This is a genomic window from Dankookia rubra, from assembly GCF_004355005.1.
Classification (GTDB): domain Bacteria; phylum Pseudomonadota; class Alphaproteobacteria; order Acetobacterales; family Acetobacteraceae; genus Paracraurococcus; species Paracraurococcus ruber_A.
This window is the reverse complement of record NZ_SMSJ01000009.1, coordinates 1-24,383: the sequence shown is the minus strand read 5'-3', so window position 1 is coordinate 24,383 and position 24,383 is coordinate 1. Positions and strand designations below refer to the sequence as shown.

Here is a 24,383-nt window from a genome sequence, read left to right as displayed (position 1 = left end):
GCCTCTGCGGGAAATACGCCTCGCCTTGCTAGAATCGTCCGACGACGGAAAACGACAACAGGGCGTGCCTGCGTCGACGTCCCGCGCGTCATTCTCGTCCGCGCATCATGCGGCCCTGCCGGTGCCGCTCTGCCGCAGCACACGGGCGAGCCGGTCAAGCAGCACCTCGGGCGTGGCTGGCTTGCGCAGCAGGGCGAAAGGACCGCCCCGCTCGGCCTCGTCCATCCGACCATGGGCGACCTCACCGGCGTGACCGGTGACCAGCACGGCGGGCAGGCGCGGCAGTTGCGTCCTGACCTCGGCGAGCAGGTCGAGCCCGTCCAGCACGCCCGGCATGCTGAAGTCGGTCACCAGCGCATCCGGCCGGAAGCCATCGGCGAGGGCGGCGAGAGCCGAGGCGGCGTCCTCAGCCGCCCGCACTTGGTAGCCCTGGTCCTCCAGGTGCCCGACAAGTACGGCGCGCACCTCGGCCTTGTCCTCGGCCAGCAGGATAGCAATGCCGCCCTTTGGCGGCGGCGCCGGTTCGGGGGCCGAGCCGTCGATAGCAGAGCTGGCCGCAGCGTGCTCCAGCCAGCGCGGCATCCAGACCGAGACGGTGGTGCCAAGGCCCGGCGTACTCTCGATCGACAATCCGCCACCGGATTGCTCGGCGAAGCCACGTGCCATGGCCAGGCCGAGGCCGGTGCCCTTGCCCCTGGGTTTGGTGGTGAAGAATGGCTCGGTCACCCGCGCCAGCACCTCGGGCGGCATGCCCTCGCCACGATCAGCGACGGACAGGCGCAGGTAGGTGCCAGGCTGCAGGCCGTGCGGCGGCGGTTGGGCATCATGCACCGTCACCTCCTCGGCCGTGAGGGTCAGTGCGCCGCCGTCGGGCATGGCATCGCGGGCGTTGTTCGCCAGGTTGACCAGCACCGCCTCAAGCTGTGCCTTGTCAGCGAGCAGCGTGGGAAGGTCCGGATGCACCTCGGTCCGTAGCATGACTTTCGGCCCGAGGGCGGACCCGAGCAACTCGGCCAGTCCCTCGAGCAAGGGGCCAGGCGCCACCGGTTCGGAGCGGAGTTCGCCGCGCCGGGCAAAGGAGAGCAGGCGGCCGGTGACCGCCGCTCCGCGCCCGGCTGCCTCGGAGGCGATGCTGAGATACCGCCGCACCGCGTCGGCTTCCGCGGGCAGGCGCTTCGAGGCCAATGCGATGCCGCCCTGAACCGCCTGGAGGACGTTGTTGAAGTCATGCGCGATGCCGCCCGCCAGCCGCCCCAGCGCCTCCATCCGCGCGGCCTGCGCCAGTCGCCGCTCGCTCTCGGCCAGGGCGCGGCCGCGCTCCTCGGCCAGATGGTCGAGTTGTTCCGCCTCGCGCGCCAGCACGGCCTCGGCCTCCCGCCGCGCCGTGATGTCCATGTTCAGGCCCGCCATGCGGCTGGCTTGGCCGTCCGGTCCCGTCACAGCATGGCCATGGCCCGCGATCCACCGGACACCCCCGGCATGGACGATGCGGAACTCGTGGCTGAAGGCGCCATCGCCCGAGACGATGGCGCCCTGGATCGCCGCGGTCAGGCTCGGCAGGTCGTCCGGATGGACGGTCGAGAGCGCGTCCTCGCCGCTCGGCTGGCCACGCGCGGGGTCGAGGCCGAAGAGCTTGAACTGCCGCGCATCCCATTCCAGCTGGTCAGTGCGGAGATCCCAGGACCAGTAGCCCATGCCGCCCGCCTCGAGGGCCAGGCGCAGCCGGGCCTCGGTCCTGGCCAGGGCACTCTCGGCCGCGACACGGGCCGTGACGTCGATCGCCACGCCGTAGGCGCGTATGAACTGCTCACCTGCCCCCCACTCGCGCAGCGTCCGCTGTTCGACGTGCATGATGGCGCCGGTGACGGGGTGGGCAATGCGGTATTCGTAGCGGGACTCCGCCGCGCCGCTGGACAAGTCGGCCGCAACCTGGGCGACCAGGCGGGCCGCATCGTCGGGGTGAACCAGGGCGATCCATTCGGCGCGTGAGATGGCATCCTGGGCGGATGGGAAGCCCAGCCGCGCGAGGGCCCCCGGCGCGGTGCGGATGGCTCCGTCCGGCAGGTCCTGCACGTAGCTGACGACACCGGCCGCCTGCTGCGACAGGCGCAACACCGCCTCGGTGTCGGCCAGGCGCGCCATGGCGGTTCGCGCTTCGGTGACGTCGTGGATCGTGCCGATGATGCGCAGCACGCGGCGCCTGGCGGGCGCGCCCGGGTCGGGCTCGAAAAAGGCACGCCCATGGACGGAGAGCCAGCGTACCGCTCCGCCCGGCAGGACGACTCGGTAGTCGCGGACCAGGTCGTCGTCCGGCTCGGCCGGGTCGATGGCGCGCGCCACGGCGGCCTCGGTGGCGACGCGATCCTCCGGCAGCAATGCCGCAGCCCAGGCGGCGTACCCAACCACCGCTGCGGTCGGCAGGCCGAACAGCGCCTTGCAGCGCGCATCCCACTCCAGGGTTTCCGTCCCGCGCCCGACCTCCCAGCCCCAGGTGCCGAGTCCGGCGGCATCGAGGGCGAGCCGCAGTCGCGCCTCGCTCTCGGCGAGCGCATCGCGGGCGCGCCGCTGCGCATCGACATCGACCAGCGCGACGACGCCTCCGGCCACCTCGCCCCTCTCGTCCCGGATGGGGCGCCCGAGGATCCGCGTCCAGGCGCGCGTCCCATCGCCGCGCTGGAAGTGCACCTCGATCGAAGGTTCCTCCTCATCCGCCAGCGCCATGCGCGCGAGCGGGTATTCGTGACTTTCGACCCGCCTGCCGTCGGCGTGGAAGGAGACCCAGTCCTCGCAACCATCGACATCGGCCGAGCGCAGCACCGGGCGGCGGAGCATCTGCTCGACATAGCTGTTGGCGTTGACGATGCGGCCGGAGGGCAGTTCGGCCAGGATCAGGCCGACGGGCACCGTCCCCAGGATGGTGCGGAGTTGCGCCTCGCTCGCGGCCAGGGCCGTCTCCGCCCGCTTCCGCTCGGTGACGTCGATCGCCACGCCGAGCACGCTGAGCGGCGTGCCGTCGGCGGCGTATTCGCACCGCGCGCGCATCTCCACGTCGAGGACCGCACCGGTATCGGGCCGGACCACGCGGTACTCGAAATGCGCGCTCGGCGCGCGGCTGCCGAAGGCCGCGGCCCGCTGCCTCGCTATCCGGTCCGCGTCATCCGGGTGGATGGCGGAATGCCACTCCTCCAGCGGCATGCGGTCGCTGCCCGGCGGGAAGCCGAAGAGCTGCAAGGCCGCCGGGCCGCAGCGCAGCATCCTGCTCGGGACGTCGAGGGTGAAGCTGGCGATCCCCGCGTGCTCCTGCGAGAGGCGCAGGACCGCTTCGCTGTTGGCCAGCGCCAGCTCGGCGCGCCGCTGGCGGGTCAGGTCGATCAGCACGCCGAGACCGCGCTGCGGGATGCCCGCCGCGTCGCGCTCCACCAGGGCACGCGACATGAGCCAGCGCTCGCCGCCGTCCGGGGCGGGTATGGCGGAGCGGAAATGTGCCTCGTAGGGCGCGCCTTCCTCCACCGCCCGCCGCCAGGCCTCGGCTGCCGCGGCCCGGTCGTCCGGGTGCAGCGCCTCCACCCAGGTTTCCGCGCTCGCCTCGAGCGGCCCGATCCCGAGCAGGTCCCCGGCCTCACGCGACCAGCGGCCTCGGCCCGTCGCCAGATCGAGCTCCAAGGTGCCGATGCCCGCGCCCGAGGTCGCCAGTCGCAGCCGCGCCTCCGAGGCGGCGAGTTCCGACGTGCGTGCGGCGACAGCCGCCTCGAGGCCGGTATTGGCGGCGGTGAGACGTGACAGCGCGGCGCGACGTTCGGTCGTTGCTGCCGAGAGGAGTTGCGCTGTCGCGGCGGCAGCGCCGACGAAAAGCTGGAGCAGCACCGCCTGACCGGTCGGGCCGAGGTTGATGCGGTCGAAAGGGCCGAACCCGGACGCGGCGGTACCGGCGGCACAGAGCGCCAGGAACGCCGCGGTGGACGCGGTCGCGAGCGGCCCGAGGCGGAGCGCCGCCCATAGCAGCGGCGGCACGGTCAGGAAGGGCGGACGGATCACGGGGGTGGTCAGCCAGAATATGGCCACGCAGGATCCGAGCACGGCAGCGTGGGCCGCGGCAGCCTCCAGCCACCAGGCCGCACTTTTCACCGCAACGGTGCGATAAGGGCGCCAAGCCCCCGCGGCAGCGAGGACGAGAGGCGAGACGACCAGGATGCCGACGACATCGGCGGCCCACCACACCGGCCAGACCGTGGCGAAGGGCGCGCCAAGAAGCGCGTCGACCGTTCCGGCGCCGACCACGCTTCCGGCAACCGGCGCGGCGAGAGCGGCAGCGCCGAGCACCACGGTGTCCCGCATCCGGGCACCGGGTTGCAGCGGCGGGGCGTGCAGCAGCAGGCGAACGAGGGAGGCGCCTGCCAACGCCTCGAGGGCGTTCGCCAGGGCGAAGCCGAGCACGAGGAGCGGCGGGCGGCCCAGCACCAAAACGTCTGACGCCAGGTTCGCCGCCGTTGCTGCGGCGATCAACATGGGCCAGCGGCGCGGCGGAGCCAGCAACAACGCCGCAAGATAGAGGCCTGCGGCAGGCCAGAAGCTCGCCACCTCAACGGACCGCAAGGTGAGGGCATGGCCGAGCAGCGCAGCGGCAAGATAGGCCATGCCGAAGATCAGGGCGAGCGCGAGGGGGCGCATGTGCCCCGCGCGCCCAGGCTGGCGCACAAGGTGCATGGTGGCTGTCACTGCGTGGCCCTCGGCTCCCCGTCCTCCGCCAGCGGGGCGAAGCGCCGGCGCAGGGCGGCGCCGTAGCCGCAGGCGGCCTGCTTCAGGGCGGCAAAGTCGGGAACCCGCACGTGGCCGTGGCGGATGCGCACCAGGCGCTCGTTCCGCGGGGCGAGCGGCGCCGGGCTCAGGGTGGCGCGGTGGACACCGAGCATTTCGGCCAGGAGTTCGTGCGCGAGGGGAATGGGGAGCAAGACCTCGCCTCGGGCGAGTGCAGCGTGGTCGCGTCGCGGCAAGGCCGAAAGCAGCCGCTTGCCATGCCAAGGAACCTGTGGGCGGGCCTCTGGCCCATCGGGACAAGCTTGAAGGCGGGACGCGTCAGCCCCGCGCGGTAGCGATTTGAAGGGGAGACGATCTGCCGTTCTCACGAAAGATCAAGTAAACGAGAATACTTCTTTGCGCCACCATTTTTCGCATCGATGCGCGTGTACTGAGTTACGCAGCATCCGCTTCGCGTAATGATTACCGCTGTTATTGGCGAGTTCTATTGCTAGCGAGGCGTGCTGAGCAGGGGTTCAAGGATCTCCGTAATAAAGTGATTGTGCCGATGCCGTTTAATTGAAGATTCGGCGGGCAGGCGGGGGCACCCTCATTCACGGACAACTTTCGTAAGCGGCATGGTGATGTCGCAACGCAGGCCCGCGGTCTCGAACAGCAGCCTTGTATGGGCCTGCAATTCGTGCGCGAGGCCGCGCTCGATGAGCCGCAAGCCGAAACCGCGGTGGATGGGCGGCCCGGAAATCGGCGGCCCGCCCCGTTCGGTCCAATGCAGGCAAAGCCAGCCCTGGCCATCCTGCACATGAATGGACCAATCGATGCAAACAGTGCCGCCAGGCATGGACAGGGCGCCATGCGAGGACGCGTTGACGGCGAGCTCGTGGAAGGCCATCGCCAGGGCGACGGCCGCGCCGGGAGCCAGCCTGACCTCCGGCCCGGAAAACCTGGCCCTCGGCTGGTCCGCGCCACAGTGGAACGCCAACTGCCGCTCCACCAGGACAGGCAACGACGCTCCGGCCCAGTAGCTCTGGGCGAGCAGTTCATGCGCTCGCGCCAGGGCGAGCAGACGGCCCAGCAGCGCAGCACGGACGGCGCCCGACGGAACCGTGGCGCGAAGGGTCTGCGTGGCCACGGACTGGACCACGGCGAGCGTGTTGTTGACGCGGTGATTGACCTCGTCGAGCAAACGGCGCTGCCGTGCCTCGGCGCGCCTGCGCTCGGTGATATCGCGCTGCGCCGATACCCACCGCACGATCCGGCCGGTGCCGTCCCGCACCGGTGTCATCAGCCACTCCACCACGAAGGGCGTGCCGTCCTTACGGTAGTTCACCGCCTCGTCGCGGATCGGCTCGCCGGCCTGCATCGCAGCCCGCAGGCGGTCCAACGCTGCGCGTTCCGTTTTCAGGCCTTGCAGGAAGCGCGGGGATCGGCCGATTGCCTCGTCGCGCGCATAGCCGGTCATGCGCGTGAAATTCGGGTTGACGTACTCGATGACCGGGCCGGGCTCGTCCAGCTCGGGGCCGGTGATGATGATCGTTTCTCCGACAGCCTCGACGGCTGCCCTGAACAGGTCAAGGTCGAGGCTGTCGTCCATCGCTTCGGCAGCGATCGGCTGGCGCGCAGATCCCCCCGCCTGCCGCTGCTCCGGCGCTTGGCCGCTCATTCTGTCTGCACCGCTCGTCGCCTGCTTTCAAAGGATCCGCCTTAGCTCATGCAAAAGCCGAGCCCGACCCCTGGTTTCTGATGCCACCGACATGTTGTGCGCCAGAGAGGGAAGGGAAGCCGGGATACCGGCGGCGCGCCGGCCGTTGCCGCGGCATTCGGTCGCGCCGGCCGGGGAGCCCTGGGGAAGCGCAGGGTGACCCCGCTACCCTGTCCCGGCCCTATCTCGGCCAGCACGGCCGCACCGGCCTGATTGCGTCAGCGAACGGACCAGGGCCGGGCGAAGTCCGCCGGTGGCGCTGGACGTCCAGGTGGGCCGTCCGAGAGGACCGTCACGCCGGCCCCACACGCCGAGGCCGGTCCTCGGATTGGACGCGGATGCGGAACGAACGAGGTGTTGCCTCCGCGCGGCAGGAAACGCCGCGGCATCCGGTTCTGCGCCGCGGCCTGGTCACGCCCTGATGTCCGGCCGCGCGGCGAGTACCCGTGTCATCTGGCCGCCTTCAGCCCAGGAAGTCCCGCCTGCCGCAGCACGCGGGCGAGCCGATCGAAAAGCATCTCGGCTGCGGCAGGCTTGCGCAACAAGGCGAAGGGACCGCCCTGCTCGGCCCGCTCCAGCCGCCCGGGCAGCGCATCGCCTGCATGCCCGGTCACCAGCACGGCGGGCAGCCGCGGCAGCCGCGCCCGCATCGCGCCGAGCAGGTCGAGCCCGTCCATCTCCCCCGGCATGGCCAGGTCGGTGACGAGGGCATCGAACCGCACGCCGCTCTCGACCAGCAGGAGTGCCGCGGCGGCGTCCGCGGACTCCCAAACGGCATAGCCATGGTCCCTGAGCTGCGCAGCGAGCACCGCCCGAACCTCGGACTGGTCCTCGGCCAACAGCACGGTGAGCTCCCCGGCAGGCGGTGCCGACGCGCGGGGAATGTTCTTCCTGTCGTCCACGAGCAGGCCGCCGCCGCTGCGGTCCGGCACCCGCGGTAGCCAGACTGAGACGCTGGTGCCGCGCCCGGGCGCGCTCTCGATCAAGAGGCCGCCGCCCGACTGCTCGGCGAAGCCGCGTGCCATGGCAAGGCCGAGCCCGGTGCCCTGGCCCCTCGGCTTGGTGGTGAAGAAGGGCTCGCTCATGCGCGTCAGCACCTCGGGCGGGATGCCCTCGCCCTCGTCGACCACATACAGACGGACGTAGACACCCGGGGCGAGGCCGTGCGGCGTGCGTGCCGCATCCGGCACCGTCGCGGCCTCGGCCCCGAGGGTCAGGCCACCGCCGCCCGCCATGGCGTCGCGCGCGTTGTTGACGAGGTTGACCAGCACCGCCTCGAGCTGCCCCTTGTCAGCCAGCAGCGGTGGCAGGCCGGGCGCCACCTCCGTCCGCAGCGCCAGGTTCGGCCCGATCACCGGCTGCAGGAATTCGACCAGCCCCGAGAGCAGCGGCCCGGGAGCGACCGGCTCGGCCTGCAGCTCGCCGCGCCGGGCGAAGGCGAGCAGGCGGCCGGTCACCGCCGCCCCGCGCCCGGCCGCGTCGGAGGCGAGCCTGAGATACTTCCGCACCGGCTCAGCCTCGGGCGGCAGGCGTTTCGAGGCGATCGCGATGCCGCCGTGCACGGCCTGGAGGACGTTGTTGAAGTCGTGCGCGATGCCGCCCGCGAGCCGCCCGAGCGCCTCCATCTTCGCCGCCTGCGCCAAGCGTCGTTCGCTCTCGGCCAGCGCCCGGCCGCGCTCCTCGGCCAGACGGTCGAGCTGCTCGGCTTCGCGCGTCAGGACCTGCCGCGCTGCGACGATGTCGGTGATGTCGAGTGCCGAGCCGACATAGCCGAGATAGCTGCCGTCCGTGGCGATCCGCGGCGCGGCGGCGTCGATCACCCAGGCCCAGCCGGCGTCCGAGGCGCGGCGCAGGCGGCATTCGATCCGGTAGCCGCCGCGGCGGGCGGCCGCATCGAGGAAGGCATCCCGCACGCAGTCGCGGTCTTCGGGATGAATCATCTCGAGCCAGCCGAAGCCGAAGCCTTCCGCCTCGGTCTGGCCGGTGAACTCGCACCAGGGCTGGCTGAGATAGGTGCAGAAGCCCGCAGCGTCGGTTTCCCACACCATGCTCGGCGCGTGGTCGGCCATCGAGCGGAAGCGTGCCTCGCTCTCGCGCAGCGCCGCCTCGGCTGCCTTGCGTTCCGAGATGTCGCGAACGATGGCGAGCAGGAAGGGGCCACCCGCCTCATTGATCGCCGTGACGCTGACCTCGACGGGAAGGCTGGTGCCGTCGCGCCTGCGATGCCGCGCCTCAAAAGGCGCGACGGATTCCCGCATGGCCTGGGCCACGATGCCGCGGAACCGCTCGACCGGCCAGTCCGGATCGAAGTCGGCGACGCTGAAGGTGAGGAACTCCGCTTCCGTATAGCCGAGCCGCGCCCAGGACGTCCGGTTGGCGTAGACGACCCGTCCCTCGGCGTCGAACATGTGGTGCGCGTCCACCGAGCGCTCGCTGAAGGCCTTGAAGCGCGCGACCTCCTGCTCCCACCTCCGCCGCTCCGTGACGTCGCGTGCGACCGAGAGCAGCCGCGGCGGCTCGCCGTCCCGCGCGTGCAGCCGCGAGATGGTGACGTCCCACCATTTCGGCGTGCCCTTCGCAGTCGGGCCATAGGCGGTGTAGCGGGCCGTGTGACCGTCCCGCGCCCGCGTCATGGCTTCACGCACCAGTCGCCGCGACTCCTCCGGCCATAGCTCCTCGACCGGCCGCCCGAGCACCTGCGCCGTGTCGTCGAGCTCCTTCTGGCATCGCCCGGGCTCGTTCATGAAAGCGACACGCCCCTCGGCGTCGAGCACCACCATGCAATCCGAGGTACCGCAGAGAATGGAGCGGCCGAACGCCTCGCTCTCGGCCAGCGCCGCCTCCGCCGCGCGCCGGTCGGTGATGTCGAGGTTGACGCCGATGGCGCGGCGCGGCGCACCGTCCGGACCGTGGTCGAGGTAGCGGCCGACCGTCTCGATCCAGCGCTCCGCGCCGTCATCGGCGCGCCGGATGCGGTAGCTGACACGATAGGCATGCATGCCGGGCCGGGCATCCCGGTTCGCTGCCTCCACCGCGGGCCAGTCCTCGGGCAGGATGCGGTCGTGCCACATGGCATTGCTGGCCCAGCCCGAGCGGTCCGGCACGTAGTCGAGCATGGCGAACTGGTTGGCTGTCCAGGAGGCCGTCCCGGTCGCAAGGTCGGCATCCCAGGTGGCCAGCCCGGCGCTCTCGCCCGCGAGGCGCAGGCGCGCCTCGCTCGCCGCCAAATCTGCCTCGGCCCGGCGTTGCGCCGCGACGTCGGTCAGCGAGATCAGGGTGACCGGCGGCTTGCCCTCCACTGTCCGCTGCACCATTTCGGCCGCGACCACCAATTCACGCCCGTCGCGTGCGGTGTGGTGCAGATCGCCGCGCCAATGGCCGTCGCACCGCAGCGCCGCGAGGATTGCGGGAAGCGGGGTCGGGTACTTCGACCGGAGAAGCTCTCCCGTCTCGCGGCCGACCGCCTCCTCCGCCGTCCAACCGTATAGCCGCTCACAGCCCTTCGACCAGAACAGGACCCTGCCGTCGTCTCCGCGGACCACCGTATTGCCGAGGTCGAGCGTGACGAGCAGGTCGCGCAGGCGCGCCTCGCTCTCGGCCAGTGCCTCGGCCGCCCCGCGCTCCGCATCCTGCCGTTCCACCCGGCGCAGAAGCCGCATCCCGGCCAGCGCGGTGCCGGCACAAGCGATGGCTGTCGCCAAGGCGACGCCCGCGGCCAGGGAGAGGAGCCACGAAAGCCGCTGCTCGACCTCCGCCGCCTGCGCCTTTCGCGCGGTCAGGAGGCGTTCCTCCTCCTCATGCAGGTCGAGGATCAGGCGCCGGATCCGCAGCATGATCTGCTGCCCCTCGCCAGTGCGCACCACGGCCAGCGCCGCCTCGGTATTGCCGCCGCGCGCCAGCTCCACGGTTGTGGACAGTTCCGCCAGCTTGCCGGTGACCGCCGCTTCGAGCGTCGCAAGCCGCGCTTGCTGCCCGGGGTTGCCAGCGGTCAGCTGCCGCGCCCGTTGCAGCCGGTGCAGCGCCGCCACGCGCCCCGCCTCGTAGGGCTGCAGGTAGTCGGGGTCACGCGTGAGCAGGGAGCCGCGCTGGCCGGTCTCCGCGTCCTGGACGGCCGAGAGCGCTCCGTTCGCCTCGACCAGCACCTCCAGCGTATGCGCGACCCGATCGTCCGCTTCCGTCGCCTCGCGTGATATGCGCGCCCCGGCAAGAGCAAGGAGGATCAGGCAGAGCGCGAGCGCGGCAGGGGCGGCCGCGCCGAGGCGCCCGAGGCGGCGCCAGGGACGGGTGATGGAGGCGAAGTCCGGCAGCGATGTTGCCTTGGCGGAAGCCGACATGCTGGCGATTCTGCTTTCCTGGATCGGAGCAGACAGTCGAGGTGGGGCGGGGAGGTTCAGCGCCGTGCGTCGCGTGAAGGCGTCATCGGCAGAGCAGTGCCGACCATCGCACGACCCGCCTCGGGCCTGTCCTGTGGCCGCCGCCGCGCGAAGTGGCGGAAGGCGGCGCGGCCCTCGCAGGAGTTGCCCTCCGGCCCGGTACAATCGACCGCCTGCCCCCTGCCGCCGCTGAGGCGGCCCGGCCCCTCGGCTCGGCGCGCTACGACGGCTTCACCGAGGCGGCGCGCCTGAGGCCGACTGGCCCGGCCATGAACACCTGGCTGCGCGGCGGCGGCGCGCGCCCGGTCCCGGCATGCGCGGGCGGCGAGGAGGCGACGGCCGTCCGCGGCGGGGTAGGCTTGATGGAAGCGGCGTGGCGCGGTGCCTTGCGTTGCCGCCAAATCCAACTGTACTTCATATGAGTACATCACCGCCGTCTCCAACTATCTCACGGATCCGGGAGGGTATAGCAGGTCCGATCGGGTTTTCCTCATGTCGAGCGGCAAAGGAGTTCGCTTCTTCATGCGGGATCAATGGTTGGCACCGCAATCACTCGTAAGATGTCGAGAGCCGAAGGATGGAAACCGTTTGTTCCGTGCTTCTTTGCATACTGTATGTGTAGGTAAAATGTAATCTACTTACGGTTGTAGTATGAGCACTGGATCGGCAGATCGTCCCGTTGTCCGGACCTGTGCCAGTGGTTTGTTGGTTGCTCAAGACAATCGAAGGTTCTATCAAGCGCGAGCGTGAGCGGCGCAAGTATAACGCCTCGGATGGAGGTGGGCTGGGCCATGCTGATCGATACAGGTGGGCTTGGCGGCACCCTGGCCGGTGACCCCATGCCCCAGCCCAGGGCTGCACCGAGCCGCGCTCCGACGCTGCGCCGCCGTATCCTGATGTTTGCACTCTGTGCCGCCCTGCCGCTGCTCCTGCTGGCAGGCGGCGCCGTGTGGCAGCAGAACCGCGTCGAGCGGTTGCGGGCGGAGGAAGGGCTGGTCGTCCGTGCCCAGGCCATGGCCCTGCTGCTCGACCGGGAGTTCGCCGGGGCCGAGCGCCTGCTCCGTGCCCTCGCGGGCTCGCCCGCCCTCGCGCGCGGCGACCTGCCGACCTTCTGGTCCGAGATGCGCTCGGCCGCGACGGCCTTCGGGGCCAAGGCGGTCAACCTGATGGGCCCGGACGGCCGCATCCAGTTGAGCACGAGCTGGCTGCCCGGTGAGCGGCCCGGCACCATGTCCACCGGCCCGGCCATCGAGGCGCTTGCCAGCGGGCGCACGGTGGTCGGCGACCTCTATGTCAGCCCGAGCGCCGGCGAATGGTCCGTCGCCGTCGCGGTCCCGGTGCTGGTCCCCGATGCGGCCGAGGGTGGACCCGGCAGGCGCGTCCTCGGCCTCGTCCTGCCGCGCGAGCGATTGCTCTCGGCGCTGACCGAGCAGCGGCTGCCGCCGGGCGCGGTGGCGTCCGCCCTCGATCGGCAGTCCACCATTGTCGCCCGGACCATGCGCGACCACGAGACCGTGGCGAAGCAGCCGCCCGCCAGGGTGCTGGCCGCCATGACGCAGCAGGCCGGGATCATCGCGCCCTTCACCGCGGTGGAGGGCGAACGGGTGCATGCGGCCTATGCGCTGGCGCCGCAATCCGGGTTCCGGGTCAAGGTGACGGTGCCCGCGGAGGCCTTCGAGGCGTCGCTTCGTCAGGCCCTTTTGCCGACCCTGCTGATCGGCGGCGGCCTGCTCTCGGTGACGCTGGTCTTCGGCGTGCTCTTCGCCGACCGGCTCAGCCGCTCGCTGCGGCGGCTGGGCGAGCCAGGGATGGCGGGCCTGCCCGGCTGGCACGCCGTCCGCGAATTCGACGAGCTCGGCGCCGTGCTGGCGCGGCGGGCCGAGACGCGCGAGCGGGCGGCGGCCGAGGCGCGGGCGCTGTTCGACGCCAGCCCCGTCGGCGTGGTGCGGGCGGATGCCGGCGGGCGGGTCACCGCCGCCAACCAGGCCTTCCTCCGCATCGTCGGCATGACGCGGGAGGACCTCGCGGCCGGGCGAGTCCGCTGGGACGACCTGACCCCGCCCGAGTGGATCGGCCGCGACGAGGCGGCGATCGCCGAGGCGGCCCGCGACGGCGCCTGCGCGCCGTACCAGAAGGAATACATTCGCGCCGACGGCACGCGGGTTCCGGTGCTGATGTTCTTCGCCTTCCACGACCGCGCCGTCGGCGCCGCCTCGGCCTTCGTGGTGGATCTCTCGGGCTGGGATGCGACGGAGGCGGCGCTGGCCCGGGCGCACGAGCAGATGCGCCTGGCGATGGGCGCGGCGCGGATCTTCTCCTGGGACTGGAACGTGGTCAGCGGGGCGGTGCGGTGGTCGGGCGGCCTCGAGGCGGCGCTCGGCATGGCCGACGGGTCCTTCGGCGGCACCGTGGACGACTTTCGCGCCCTGGTCCACGCCGCGGACCTGCCGCGGGTCGAGGCGGCGCTGCGCCGGGCGCTGGCCGACGAGGCGCCCTACGACATCGAGTTCCGCATGCGCCGCGCCGATGGCGGCGAGCGCTGGGTGGTGGCGCGCGGCACCGTCCTGCGGGACGGCACCGGCCGGCCGACCCGGATGATCGGCATCGACTTCGACATCACCGACCGCAAATGCGCTGAGCTGGCGCTCGCCAGGAGCAAGGCCGCTCTCCGCCGCATCACCGAAGCGGCGCAGGTCGCCACCTTCGAGGTGGAGAGCCCCGGGACCGGCGGCGAGGCACGCGTCTCGCCCGGCCTCCGCGCGCTGCACGGCCTGCCGCCCGGGTCGCGCTGCGACTATGCCACCGTGCTCGGCCAGATCCATCCGGAGGACCGGAGGCTGTTCGTGGCGGAGCACCGCCGCCTCGCCGTGGAAGGCGGGCATTATGATGTCGACTACCGGATCACCCTGCCGGACGGGTCGGTCCGGTGGATCCAGTCCATGGGCGAGGGCGAGCCCGGGCCGGACGGCATGCCAGCCCGCCTGCGCGGCATCGCCATCGACGTCACCGCGCGCAAGCGGGCCGAGGCGGCGCTCTCCGCGAGCGAGGCCCGCATGCGCGCGGCGCTCGACGAGATCCGCGCGGTCTATGCCACCGCGCCGATCGGCCTGGCGCTGGTCGGCCGCGACCTGCGCTACCGCAACATCAACGCCGCGCTGGCGGCCATCAATGGCCGCCCGGTCGAGGACCATCTCGGCCGCAAAGTCGCCGAGGTGGTGCCGGAACTCTGGCCGGAGATCGAGCCGGTCTACCGCGCGGTCCTCGAGCGCGGCGAGGCCGTGGTCGACATCCCCATCTCGGGCCGGCCCGCGGCGGGCGCGGCGTCGGGACATTGGCGTGTCTCCTACCACCCCGTCAGCGACGAGGCGGGCGGGATCTGGGGCGTCAGCATCACGGTGCGCGCGGTCACCGCCGAGCAGCAGGCCGAACCGGGGCTGGCGGCGGACCGGGCGCGGCTGCGCGACCTGCTGGCGACCCTCGACCTCGGCGCCTTCATGGCACGCGACCTCGACGGCACCATCCGCTACTGGTCGGACGGCTGCGAACGGCTCTATGGCTGGACCGCCGAGGAGGCGGTCGGCCAGGTGTCGCACCGGCTGCTCGGCGCCGAATCTCCCGTGCCGCTGGCCGAGGTCGAGGCGGCGCTGGAGCGCGCCGGCGCTTGGTCGGGCGACCTGCGGCACCGCACGCGGACGGGCAAGGAAATCGTCGTCGCCGCCCGCAAGGCGCTGCGCCGCAGCCCGGAGGGAAAGGCCGCCCTCGTCTTCGAGGCGCTGATCGACGTCACCGCGCAGCGCCGGGCCGAGCAGGCGCTGCGCGAGAGCGAGGCGACGCTCTCCGCCGTGCTCGACGCCCTGCCGGTCGGCGTCGCCATCGCCGATGCCAAGGGCCGGATCCTGCGGGACAATGCCGCGCTGCGGGAGCTCTGGGGCGTCCCTCCCGAGACGACGGGTTGGGAGGGCTACTCCGATTGGGTCGCCTGGTGGCCCGAGACGGGCCAGCGCATCCTGGCGGAGGACTGGGCCATGACGCGGGCCCTGCTCCGGGGCGAGGTGACCCGGGACGAGATGTTGGAATGCGCCCGCTTCGGCTCCGGTGAGCACCGCTACTTCCTCAACAATGCGGCCCCGATCCGCGACGCGGAAGGGCGCATCATCGGCGGCGTGGTGGCCGCGCTCGACGTCACCGCGCGGCGGGCGGACGAGCTGCGGCTGCGCGAGAGCGAGGAGCGGCTGCGCCTGACGCAGGAGGCCGCGGCGGTCGGGGCCTGGGACTGGAACCTCGAAACCGGGGAGTGCCGCTGGTCGCCGCGGAACTTCGCCCTGCACGGCATCGAGCCGGGCGACGCGGCGTTGTCCTACGCGATCTGGCGCGAGGCGGTGCATCCCGAGGACCGCGCCGGCGCCGACGCGGCCGTGCAGGCCGCCGTCGCGGGGGATGGCCGCTATGAGGCCGAGTACCGCGTTCTGCCGGCAGGCGGCACGGTGCGCTGGCTGCTGAGCCGCGGCGTGGTCCTGCCGGGGCGGGACGGGCGGCCCGTGCGCATGCTCGGCATCAGCCTCGACGTCACCGCGGCCAAGCAGGCGGAGGCCGCGCTGGGGCGTGCCAATACCGAGCTCGAGGACCGCATCGCCGAGCGCACCAGGGCGCTCGACGAGGCGGCGGAGGAGCTGCGGGCCGAGATGCGGCGGCGGGAGGAAGCCCAGGCCGCCCTTGCGCAGGCGCAGAAGCTCGAGGCGCTCGGCCAGCTCACCGGCAGCGTGGCGCACGACTTCAACAACGTCCTCGCCGCCGTCATGGGCAGCCTGCGGCTGATCGCCCGGCGGGCCGAGGGCAATGCGCAGATCCTGACGCTGGCCTCGGCCGGGGAGCGCGCGGCCGAACGGGCGGCGGCGCTGATCCGCCAGCTCATGGCCTTCGCGCGGCGCGAGGAGCTCATCCCGGCTGTGGTCCTGCCCGCGCGGATCCTGGATGAGGTCGACCAGATGCTGCGCCGCGCCGTGGGCACCGGGGTCATCCTGGCGCTGCATGCCGATCCCGACACCTGGCCGGTCCTGACCGACCCGCACCGGCTGGAGGTGGCGTTGCTGAACCTCGCGGTGAACGCGCGCGATGCCATGGACGGCGTCGGGAGCCTGGCGGTCGCAACCCGCAATGCGGCTGCCGCCCCCGGCGCGGAGCGCCCGCAGGGGCTGGACCCGAACCGGGACTACGTCGTGGTGTCCACGCGGGACAACGGACCGGGCATGGCGCCGGAAGTCATGGCCCGGGCGGCCGAGCCCTTCTTCACCACCAAGCCGCGCGGCCAGGGCACCGGCCTCGGGTTGGCCATGGTCTACGGCTTCGCCCGGCAGTCCGGCGGTGCGCTCCGCCTGCTCGGTGCGCCGGGTGAGGGCACGACGGCGGAGATCTGGCTGCCGCGTGCCGTCGGGGCCACCGCGGCGGAGGCTGCCGAAGCCGAGCGGGAGCCGGATCCGGCGCTGCACGGTTCGGCGACCGTCCTCGTCGTGGACGATGACGACCAGGTCCGGCTGATGACCGCGACCCTCCTGCGCGACCTCGGCTACGAGGTGATCGAGGCGGACGGCATGGCCTCGGCGGTGGTGCAGGCGAGCGTCGCCGCCCGGCTCGACCTGGTCGTCACCGACATCATCATGCCGGGCGGGCGTGGGCCCGACCTCGCCATGCGGCTGCGGGCCGATCGGCCCGGCATCCCGATCCTGTTCGTCAGCGGCTACGGCGACCGTGCCGGGCTCGCGGGCGAGGTGGTCCTCACCAAGCCCTTCACCCCGGTCGAACTGTCCCGGCGCGTGCTGTCCGCGCTCGGCCGGCTGCCGACATCGCTGCACGAGAGGACGCTCATGCGCCTGGGCCGACCGGAACTGAGCCGGGCCTACCTGGCCTGGCGCGCCCTGCGCGAAGCAGGAGGCGCGGACACCCTGCCGACGCCCGAGGCGCTGGACATGGCCAAGCAGGTCGAGGCCGACCACGCCTATACCGTGGCGCTCGAGGGCGGCGAGGACGGCGCACCGCGCATGCGCTTCGTCCGGGTCGGCGCCGCGCTGGGCCGGCGACTCAACCGCCCGCTGGTGGGCGAGGAAGTCGGCGATGACCTTGAGGAGGACGAGGTGTTCGGCGGGCTCGGCGATGCCTATCATCGGTGTGCCCGCCTCGGTGTCCCTTGCCACGACTATGCGCGCCTTCGCTTCGGCGACGGCGGCGAGCCGGTCTACTTCGAGCGCCTGTTGCTGCCGCTCGCCGAGGACGGCCGGGCCAGGCCGACTCATCTTGTCGGCCTCGCGTTCTTCTCTGATTCGGTGTGAGGATCCTGCCGTGACCCCAGCCACCCTGCCCAGCTTCGATCAGCCGGATCTCGCCCGCGCCATCGAAGGGCTTCCCGTCCAGGCGCTCGACGACCTGCCCTTCGGCGCCATCCGCCTCGATGCCGAAGGGGTGGTGCGGGTCTACAGCGGGGCGGAGCGGCGCCTGTCGGGTTCGGGCGAGCGGCCGCGGCTCGGGCTGGAATTCTTCCGCGAGGTGGCGCCCTGTATGGATACGCCGCGCTACCGCGGCCGGATCGAGAAGGCTCTGGCCGGCGGCACGCTCGACCTCGAGTTCGGATGGACCGGCGACTTCGCCGATGCCGAGCGGTCGCTGCGCGTGCGGGTGCAATCCGCCGTGGGCGGCGGATGCTGGATCTTCATGCGGCGCGAGGGGACCGTGGCGAATAGCTGATACCCGCCGGGAGGAACCCAGCGGCGGAAGACCAGGAGCGGCGGCCGGCGGCATGGCCGCGCGACACCTGGTGAGCCGGGTCGGCGCCGGTCCGATCGAAGGGCAGGGAGGCGAGGGCGCTCCTCCCGGCAGGACAGCCCCGGCTGGTTCATCCGCTGTCGGAGCGGCCGGCAGCGGCGCCGGCAGTTGGTTAGTCGGTGACAAGGCTCGCTTGCCGAAAGGTCAGCGCATTGCGAGCGTAATGCCGTTTGCCGGAGGCCACAGCGGGCTTCTCGCGCACCGGAGGTGTTCGGGCCTCCGTGGAAGCCTGCCCGGCCAACCGGCGCAACCATTTGCCCTGGCGGATGCAGTCGGAAGCTGCAGTTGTGCGGTGACGGACAAGGTGGTCCCAGGTACCGACGAAAGTCGGCGGTGCGGCGCTGTGGAGCACCCGCGTCAGGCAGGGATGGGGCCGGGAATGACGGGTCGGCTGGCGGACCTGGATTCCACCCGGGCCGGAAGTCCCTCAGCACTATCAATGGATCGAATCGGCAAATCCAGCTTGCGGCCCCGTCGCGCGGGGCAATTAAGTGGACCGGGCGCTCGGCTGCGGGGCTGACCGGACCGAGGTGATATCCTGGGTACCAGCCGTGAGCTCCCGCATCGCCACGACCTTGGACCCGAACAACGCAGCCGCGGCAGGACTTGGTCAGGCCGGCTGCCTGCCGCTCCGGGCTTCAGATGTTTGCCTGCTCCTCCTCGGGCACGTCCTCGCCTGGCTGATGATAGAGCCTGGCGCATTCCCGCCGCAGCACGCCGCCCGTGAGGGAGAAGTCGTCGCGATAGGCGTCCACCACGAAGTCCACCGTGTTCAGGTCGCGGCCCTCAAAATACATCTGGTGCACGTCATCGCGCCCAGCGCCGTAGACGATCCGACCGATCTTCGCCCAGATCGACGCCATGGAGCACATGCCGCAGGGCTGCAGGGTCGAGTAGAGCACCGCGCCGGGGAACTGCGAGACGCCGAGCGCCTCCCCGGCCCGCCGCATCGCCACGACCTCGGCATGCGCGGTGGGGTCGTGCCGCAGGTCGACCTCGTTGTGCCCCTCGGCGATGACGCGGCCGTCCTGGACAATGATGCAGCCGATCGGCGAGGTGCCCGGCACGCGTTCGGCCCGCTCGGCGAGCTCGATGGCCCGGCGCATGAAGGCGGCATCCTGCTCGGCCTGGTCGGCCGCTTCGCCGCTCATCAGTAGCTCGGCCACAGGCCTGGGGTCGCCACTTCCAGCGAATGCCGGTCGGGGTCGCGGAAATAAAGGCTGACACCGCCGCGCGGCCAGGTCACGCGGGACTCGATCGGCACGCCCATGCGCATCAGGTGTTCCTCCCAGGTCGGAAGCTCGCCCACCGGGATGGCGAAGGCGATATGCTGTTCGCCGCTCGCGTCGTGCGGCGGGATGTCCCCGGTCGGCGTCGGCGAGGGCTCGACGGAGCCGCCCCGGCGGAACAGAAGCAGGATGGAGCCGCCCGGGACACCGAGCCCCGCCATGCGGTCGTCGCGCAGGAAGGTCTCGAAGCCGAAGATGCGGTGGTAAAACGCCTCCGCCCTGTCCAGGTCGGCGACATAAAGCGAAGTTTCGAGCTGGTGGCTGATTCGCGGCATTGGACTGGGCGAACGCAGGGCCAGACACATTGTTCCCGCCGCGCCGAGACGCGAGCCTGAGCGCCAACCTACCGAAACGCACCCTGGTTGCCGCAGCAGCACGACGGCATCATGGCCCGGCAGGCTGGGCACACTCCTGAGCCAGCTTCCGCAGGGCACTCGGTAAGTTTCGCCGAGGTGGCCAGCCTGGCGCGCCCGTGCCGCCATGAACTTCGCCAAGCCAAGCGAAATCCCGATTCATCCTGCGGTTGGCGATGATCAGGGCAGCGCTGGTGTCGCTCACGTCGTCCGGAATGCCGCTGTTCCATGTGCGGCTGAGCGAAGCATGGTCGATGCGTGACCGCATGCATCGCAGCCGTACAGCAGCGGGCCCCTGGGAACCGAACATGTATCACGTCTTCGCCAAGGTCGCGGTCGGGCCACAACCAGAAAGGGCTCACTGGCTAAGGGTCCGAGGTGCCTTGTCGGCGTCCTGCAGGCGCTCGAGCAGCACCAGATGCAGGCGGGACCAGACGCCAGCCGCCTGCCAGTCCCGCAGCCGTCGCCAGCCGGTCATGCCCGGCCCGCAGCCCATCTCCGCCGGCAGCCTCTCCCAGAGGATCCCGCTCATCAACACGAACAGGATCCCGGCCAGGGCCGGTCGGTCCGAGACAGGCTTCCGGCCGCCATTCCGCCGAGGCCGCTCCGGAGGCGGCAGCGGCGCGATCGCCGCCCAGAGATCATCGGAGACGAGGGGCTTCGCCATCCCCACCGACGCAGCACGGCACGTTTTGTTGGATGCAAAGGCGCGGCGAGCGCATTGAAATGCAATAGGGATCGTGTCTCGTTCGATCGGATCGGGCCGCAGAAACATGTGCCTCGGTGCACTGCCAAGACCATTCAGGCGGCGCTCGCTCGCCTTTCTGGAATTGTGGTAGTCGACGTGGATGCGTCAGCGCCGGCCAAGATGCGCGCCACTGGTACCGTAATCTCGACACCGAGGCCGGTTGGCTCCCAGCGCCGCTCCACCGTTCCGCCAAGCTGGCCGCGTACCGTGGCTTCAACCACCCGCGTGCCAAACCCTCGGCGAGCCGGCGGACCAGCAATGGGAGGCCCACCGACTTCGATCCAGCGCAGGCGTAGGAGCCCGTCCTCACCCGTCCTGCGACCTATCGTCCAACGCACCTCAACCTGCCCATCGGGAGTGGAAAGCCCTCCGTGCTTCGCTGCATTGGTGGCCAACTCGTGCAGTACCATGGCGAGCGGCTGCACCGCTGTCGGGGCGAGGGCGACCGCAGGCCCATCGATGCACACTGCCGGGCCGGCTTCCGTGCCGTTGCCTATCGCGCTGTAGGCAGCCAACTCTCGCTCGACCACGGCGCGCAGGTCGGCACCTGACCAGCCGCCTTCCGCTAGGAGCGAGTGAACGCGGGCGAGGCCGGCGACGCGTGTCTCGGCGGCAGCGAAGGCCCCAGGCTGGTCCCTTGGGGTGAGGCGCAGTACCGACTGGACAACGGCCAGGATGTTCTTCGCCCGGTGGTCCACCTCACGCACGAGGATGTCTTGCCGCGCCTCAGTTGCTTTCCGGGCGGAGATGTCGCGCATGATAAGGGTGAAGAATCGTCCACCCGCGGCATCCCGCCATTCGGCGATCGACAGGTCGAGCGGCACCATAGTGTCATCCTGGCACTTGCCCTCGACCTCGCGCCCGACGCCGATCGGCTTCCTCTCGCTGGTCTGCAAGTAGGTGGCGAGGCAGACGTCCTGCTGCAAAGCGCGATCAGTGCAGATGAGCATTGCCACGTTCTGGCCGACTGCCTCCGAACTGGCGTAGCCAAAGATCGCCTCGGCGGCACGGTTGAAGGAGAGCATCGTCCCGCCCTCATCCGTCACGACGATCGCGTCAGCGGCGGTGTCCAGCACGGCACGCAGGCGCGCTTCTCCGACCGCCACGGCCTGCGCCCTTTCGCGGAGCGCGACATGCGCTTGCAATACTGCGGCGCGCAGGCGCTCGAACTCCTGCACGCGCACTGGGGGTCCCTCGGGCATGATCTGGGCGGCGCCGCCAGTCGACGCAACGCGCTCCGCCTTCTGCGTCAGCCAGTCGACCGGCCGGAGTACCCGCTGGCCGATCCAGACCGCGACGGCAAGCGCCAGGACCACTGCGGCCATGCCGCCTATCGCCAGCATGGCGAGCGGGCTTCGCAGGCTCGCATGGTAGGTGGACAACGGCTCCGCGACGGTGACAAACCACCCTGGCGCGCCGGGAATGCGTCGGAATGCGGTGACGATCTCAATGCCGCTACGGTTCGCGCCTCGCAGCGTGCCGGCCTCTCCCTCTTGAGCGCCACCTGTCACCCATCCGCGGACCGTCTGGCCGACATATTGCTCGGGTTCGGTGGAACGGGCCACAATCCGCCCGTTCCCATCGACGAGCGATGCATAGCCGCCGTCGCGGAAGGTTTGTCCGGCCAGCATCCTCGAGATGCGGTCGGCTTCCAAGGCTGTCCCGAGAATGCCGTAGACTTGCCCGTCCCTGATGACCGGAACGTAGACCGGCGCGACCCACCGGCCGGTCACCTGACCGTTCAAGAGGTTGCCTATCGCTGGGAGGCCGGTCTCAACGACCTGTCGCACCAGGTCGATTGATCCGCTTTGCTGCCGGTCAACAAACTCGGCATTCGCCGGGAAATATGTATGCAGCAGCAGTGAGCCGTCCGGCGCCATCAAGAAGAGGCGGGTGCCGAGCATGGTGGCGACCTGCCGCGCTCGCTCGTGGAACGAGGCCAGGTCACCTCCGCGGTCGAGGTCGCGCGCAGTGGCCAGTGTGAAGAGTGCGAGGGTATGCGAGGCGATCTCGGTCTCGACTACGCTCGCCAGCGCCTTGGCGGTACTTTCGAGCCGGTCGTCGAAGGCTTGACGATAGCTGCCGACCGCAGCCCAGACGGCGATGCTGCCGACCGCGAAGGCTGGGAGGAGGGATGCAGCCACGAGTGCGACGATGTGTGCCCGCAGGCCACCTAGTCTGGATCGCTCCGAGGAGACCGCCGGCAAGCTGTTTTTCCAACGATTGTATTGTATGCCGGATTATCTACCAGTGAGCTAGTCATCGCAAGCTATGATGCGGTTCCGATGCATTTCAGCCCGCCCCTAACGACGGCACTCATTCCGCATCTGGCCGCGAACCAATCCCTAACCAGGCACTCATGGCTTGGCCCAACAGGCCCGTGCGCTGCGGCCATTGGTATCGGCTCGGAAGGGAGCCTCAGGGGACATGCAGCGGAGCCGGTTTTGCGCCGCCTCCGCCTTCCCTGCGCTGATCCGATCCGTCAGGCGTTCAGGAAGCCAAGACGCTGGATCTGGCAATGCTGCCGCCACGCAACGGCTGCGGCGGATGCCAACCGCACGGCGAGGGCGCGTCGCTTAGCCTCCGACGGTGGGACGCCTTGGACGACCCAGGCCAGCGCCGTCTCGCCCGCTGTCAATGCGCCCGCCTCAGCGCCCGCTTCGATCAGGCGAACAGCGGTATCCTTCAGGTCCGCGGTCATTTTGACCATCAGTATCAGGGCATGGTCGGTCGTCGGCTGGTTCGCCAACTGCTGGCGCAGCAGGGGCGCGAAATGGACCGCAGCATTTCGTTCAGCTTGATCAAGGCTCGGCACCGCGGGCGGCAGGTGTCGGCGGCTGAAGCCTGGGGCGGGGAGGGCATCGAGGGGCATGGTTTAGTTCCGGACCGGGGGGAAAGTCCAAGCTACGAAGCGGCAGCCCTGGGGGAGGGAGGCCAACATCCGCCGTCATTATTATCTCAAAGAGACAATTGCCCTTAAATGAATTAGCCGTGGGTTGTTGGTGGATGGAGGTCGACAAAACCGAATTGGTCTCCTTCACGCTGGAGCGTCGGCCGTTTGTTCCAAAAAATAAAACTGTTTGGCGACCCCAGGCGCTGGTCGCCTTCAAGACTTAGCGTGATGTGACCCGGCGCCTCGCGCTCTTGCAGGCTCAGAAACGACGCAATCTTTGCGTGGAATGTCCGTTTCGAATCGATGGAGATTTGGCCGGTGTCAGATGCGGCAGTGGGACCGGTGCGATGTAGCGTTTGCGGTTAATGCATCGTTGCCGGGCGGCGGGGATCGCCCTGTTGCGGCGAAGGCACTGCCGACCATTCGAATACGCGTTGAGCGCGATGCGGCCATCCGTGCCGCGCGCCTCCTGTACGCCGGAAAGACGACCTACCAAGCAGCCAAGGACATGCAGCGCGACTTGCGCTCCTACCTCGCTCGGTGCTGGCCGCGTGAGAGGTATCTCGATGAACTCCCAGCCCGAGCCAGCGACCTTCGCGCGGCGCTGCATCGGCTCGCATGCGCTAACAAGGGCAGAGAGCTTTGTTGGCGCCGCATCTACGACATCCTCAGCAGCGGCCCAACGGATGTTCGCTGAATTACATGGGAGTCCGAACCTTCGGCAACCCTTCATCAAAGTGCCTATGCTCGAGTGGGCGATTGTTGCCACGCTCCAGAAACCGCCAGCAGAGCGTGCCGTGCTGACAAGGTTGCCGCACGGATTCCGCTCTGGCGTCGGCGTATTTGAAGTCAGCCCTATTGATCCGGCCTGGGCGATCTTGAATCAGGCGGCGTAGCGAAAAGTCTTGTGCCCGAAGAAGCTGCGAACGCGGTCGGGCAGCTTCGATAGCCTGCGCATGTGCCCGACGACGGCGCGCTTGAGCTGCGCCTTGCTGCGCGCCGGCTCCTTGCGGGTCACCGCCTGCTTTAGGTCGCCGTTGAGCCCCTCGTCCGGGTTCAGCTCCGGGCTGTAGCCGGGTAGGTAGAAGACCTCGATCTCGGCCTCACGCCCGACGAGCCAGTCGCGGACCTTGGCCGAGCGATGGACCGGCAGGCGGTCGAGGATGAGGAAAACCTTCTGCCCGGCGTCCCGAACCAGACGGGCGAGGAAGCGGAGCAGGTCCGGCGCCTTGATGGCGCCGTCCAGCACCATCCAGCGCAACTCGCCCTTGTTGGTCACCGCCGAGATCAGGCCGAGGTTGGCCCGCCGGTGGTTGACCCGCACTTCCGGCGTGCGGCCAGGCGGCGCGTAGCCGCGGCCGCGCACGTCATCGGAGCGCAGGCCGGTCTCATCACCCCAGAAGACCGCGCCGCCTTGCGCTTTGGCCCGGGCAGCGATGGCCGGGTAGTCCCGTCGCAGC

The 24,383-nt window shown here is 70.4% G+C and carries 11 protein-coding genes and 1 pseudogene; 2 read left to right on the top strand and 10 right to left on the bottom strand.

The annotated features are described in order from the left end of the window. Nucleotides 1-105 precede the first annotated feature (105 nt). From E2C06_RS09805 to E2C06_RS09790, 4 genes are all read right to left on the bottom strand, one after another. Entirely contained in the window at nt 106-4,668 is a 4,563-nt protein-coding gene (locus tag E2C06_RS09805; protein WP_165982306.1) for a PAS domain-containing protein, read from the bottom strand. A 44-nt stretch (nt 4,669-4,712) separates the two neighbouring features. Continuing rightward, the gene (locus tag E2C06_RS40240; RefSeq protein ID WP_133288422.1) at nt 4,713-5,123 is read right to left on the bottom strand and encodes a helix-turn-helix domain-containing protein; all 411 of its coding nucleotides are present in this window, start codon (nt 5,121-5,123) and stop codon (nt 4,713-4,715) included. Between the two features lie 221 nt (nt 5,124-5,344). Continuing rightward, nucleotides 5,345-6,415, bottom strand: coding sequence for an HWE histidine kinase domain-containing protein (locus E2C06_RS09795; protein WP_133288421.1), 1,071 nt, complete (start codon nt 6,413-6,415; stop codon nt 5,345-5,347). Between the two features lie 488 nt (nt 6,416-6,903). After that, on the bottom strand, nt 6,904-10,788 hold the full coding sequence (locus E2C06_RS09790; protein ID WP_133288420.1) for a PAS domain S-box protein: 3,885 nt from the start codon (nt 10,786-10,788) through the stop codon (nt 6,904-6,906). Between the two features lie 830 nt (nt 10,789-11,618). Here E2C06_RS09790 and E2C06_RS09785 point away from each other — a divergent pair. Together E2C06_RS09785 and E2C06_RS09780 are read left to right on the top strand one after the other, a co-directional pair. Beyond that, nucleotides 11,619-17,150, top strand: coding sequence for a PAS domain-containing protein (locus tag E2C06_RS09785; protein WP_165982304.1), 5,532 nt, complete (start codon nt 11,619-11,621; stop codon nt 17,148-17,150). A 10-nt stretch (nt 17,151-17,160) separates the two neighbouring features. Then, a complete protein-coding gene (locus E2C06_RS09780; RefSeq protein ID WP_206664498.1) occupies nt 17,161-17,562 on the top strand; it encodes a PAS domain-containing protein in 402 nt (133 codons plus the stop codon). A 716-nt stretch (nt 17,563-18,278) separates the two neighbouring features. Here the strand turns inward: E2C06_RS09780 and E2C06_RS09775 are convergent. The 6 genes and pseudogenes from E2C06_RS09775 to E2C06_RS09750 form a co-directional block, all read right to left on the bottom strand. Further along, on the bottom strand, nt 18,279-18,791 hold the full coding sequence (locus E2C06_RS09775; RefSeq protein WP_133288418.1) for a nucleoside deaminase: 513 nt from the start codon (nt 18,789-18,791) through the stop codon (nt 18,279-18,281). Then, nucleotides 18,791-19,204, bottom strand: coding sequence for a VOC family protein (locus tag E2C06_RS09770; RefSeq protein WP_133288417.1), 414 nt, complete (start codon nt 19,202-19,204; stop codon nt 18,791-18,793). The genes E2C06_RS09775 and E2C06_RS09770 overlap by 1 nt, the downstream gene beginning before the upstream one ends. A gap of 466 nt (nt 19,205-19,670) precedes the next feature. Beyond that, nucleotides 19,671-19,949, bottom strand: a pseudogene (locus tag E2C06_RS09765) (transposase); the annotation flags it as partial. Nucleotides 19,950-20,083: 134 nt separating this feature from the next. Further along, entirely contained in the window at nt 20,084-22,237 is a 2,154-nt protein-coding gene (locus E2C06_RS09760; protein ID WP_133288416.1) for a PAS domain S-box protein, read from the bottom strand. 275 nt (nt 22,238-22,512) lie between these two features. Beyond that, complete coding sequence (locus tag E2C06_RS09755; RefSeq protein ID WP_133288415.1) at nt 22,513-22,902, bottom strand: hypothetical protein; 390 nt, start codon at nt 22,900-22,902, stop codon at nt 22,513-22,515. Between the two features lie 904 nt (nt 22,903-23,806). After that, the coding region (locus tag E2C06_RS09750; RefSeq protein WP_133288414.1) for an IS630 family transposase at nt 23,807-24,383 on the bottom strand (577 nt) is incomplete at its 5' end.

Coding starts and splice junctions, on each gene's coding strand:
- E2C06_RS09805 (WP_165982306.1), bottom strand. CDS start 4,668: ATGCGCCCCCTCGCGCTCGCCCTGATCTTCGGCATGGCCTATCTTGCC.
- E2C06_RS09795 (WP_133288421.1), bottom strand. CDS start 6,415: ATGAGCGGCCAAGCGCCGGAGCAGCGGCAGGCGGGGGGATCTGCGCGC.
- E2C06_RS09790 (WP_133288420.1), bottom strand. CDS start 10,788: ATGTCGGCTTCCGCCAAGGCAACATCGCTGCCGGACTTCGCCTCCATC.
- E2C06_RS09785 (WP_165982304.1), top strand. CDS start 11,619: ATGCTGATCGATACAGGTGGGCTTGGCGGCACCCTGGCCGGTGACCCC.
- E2C06_RS09775 (WP_133288418.1), bottom strand. CDS start 18,791: ATGAGCGGCGAAGCGGCCGACCAGGCCGAGCAGGATGCCGCCTTCATG.
- E2C06_RS09770 (WP_133288417.1), bottom strand. CDS start 19,204: ATGCCGCGAATCAGCCACCAGCTCGAAACTTCGCTTTATGTCGCCGAC.
- E2C06_RS09755 (WP_133288415.1), bottom strand. CDS start 22,902: ATGCCCCTCGATGCCCTCCCCGCCCCAGGCTTCAGCCGCCGACACCTG.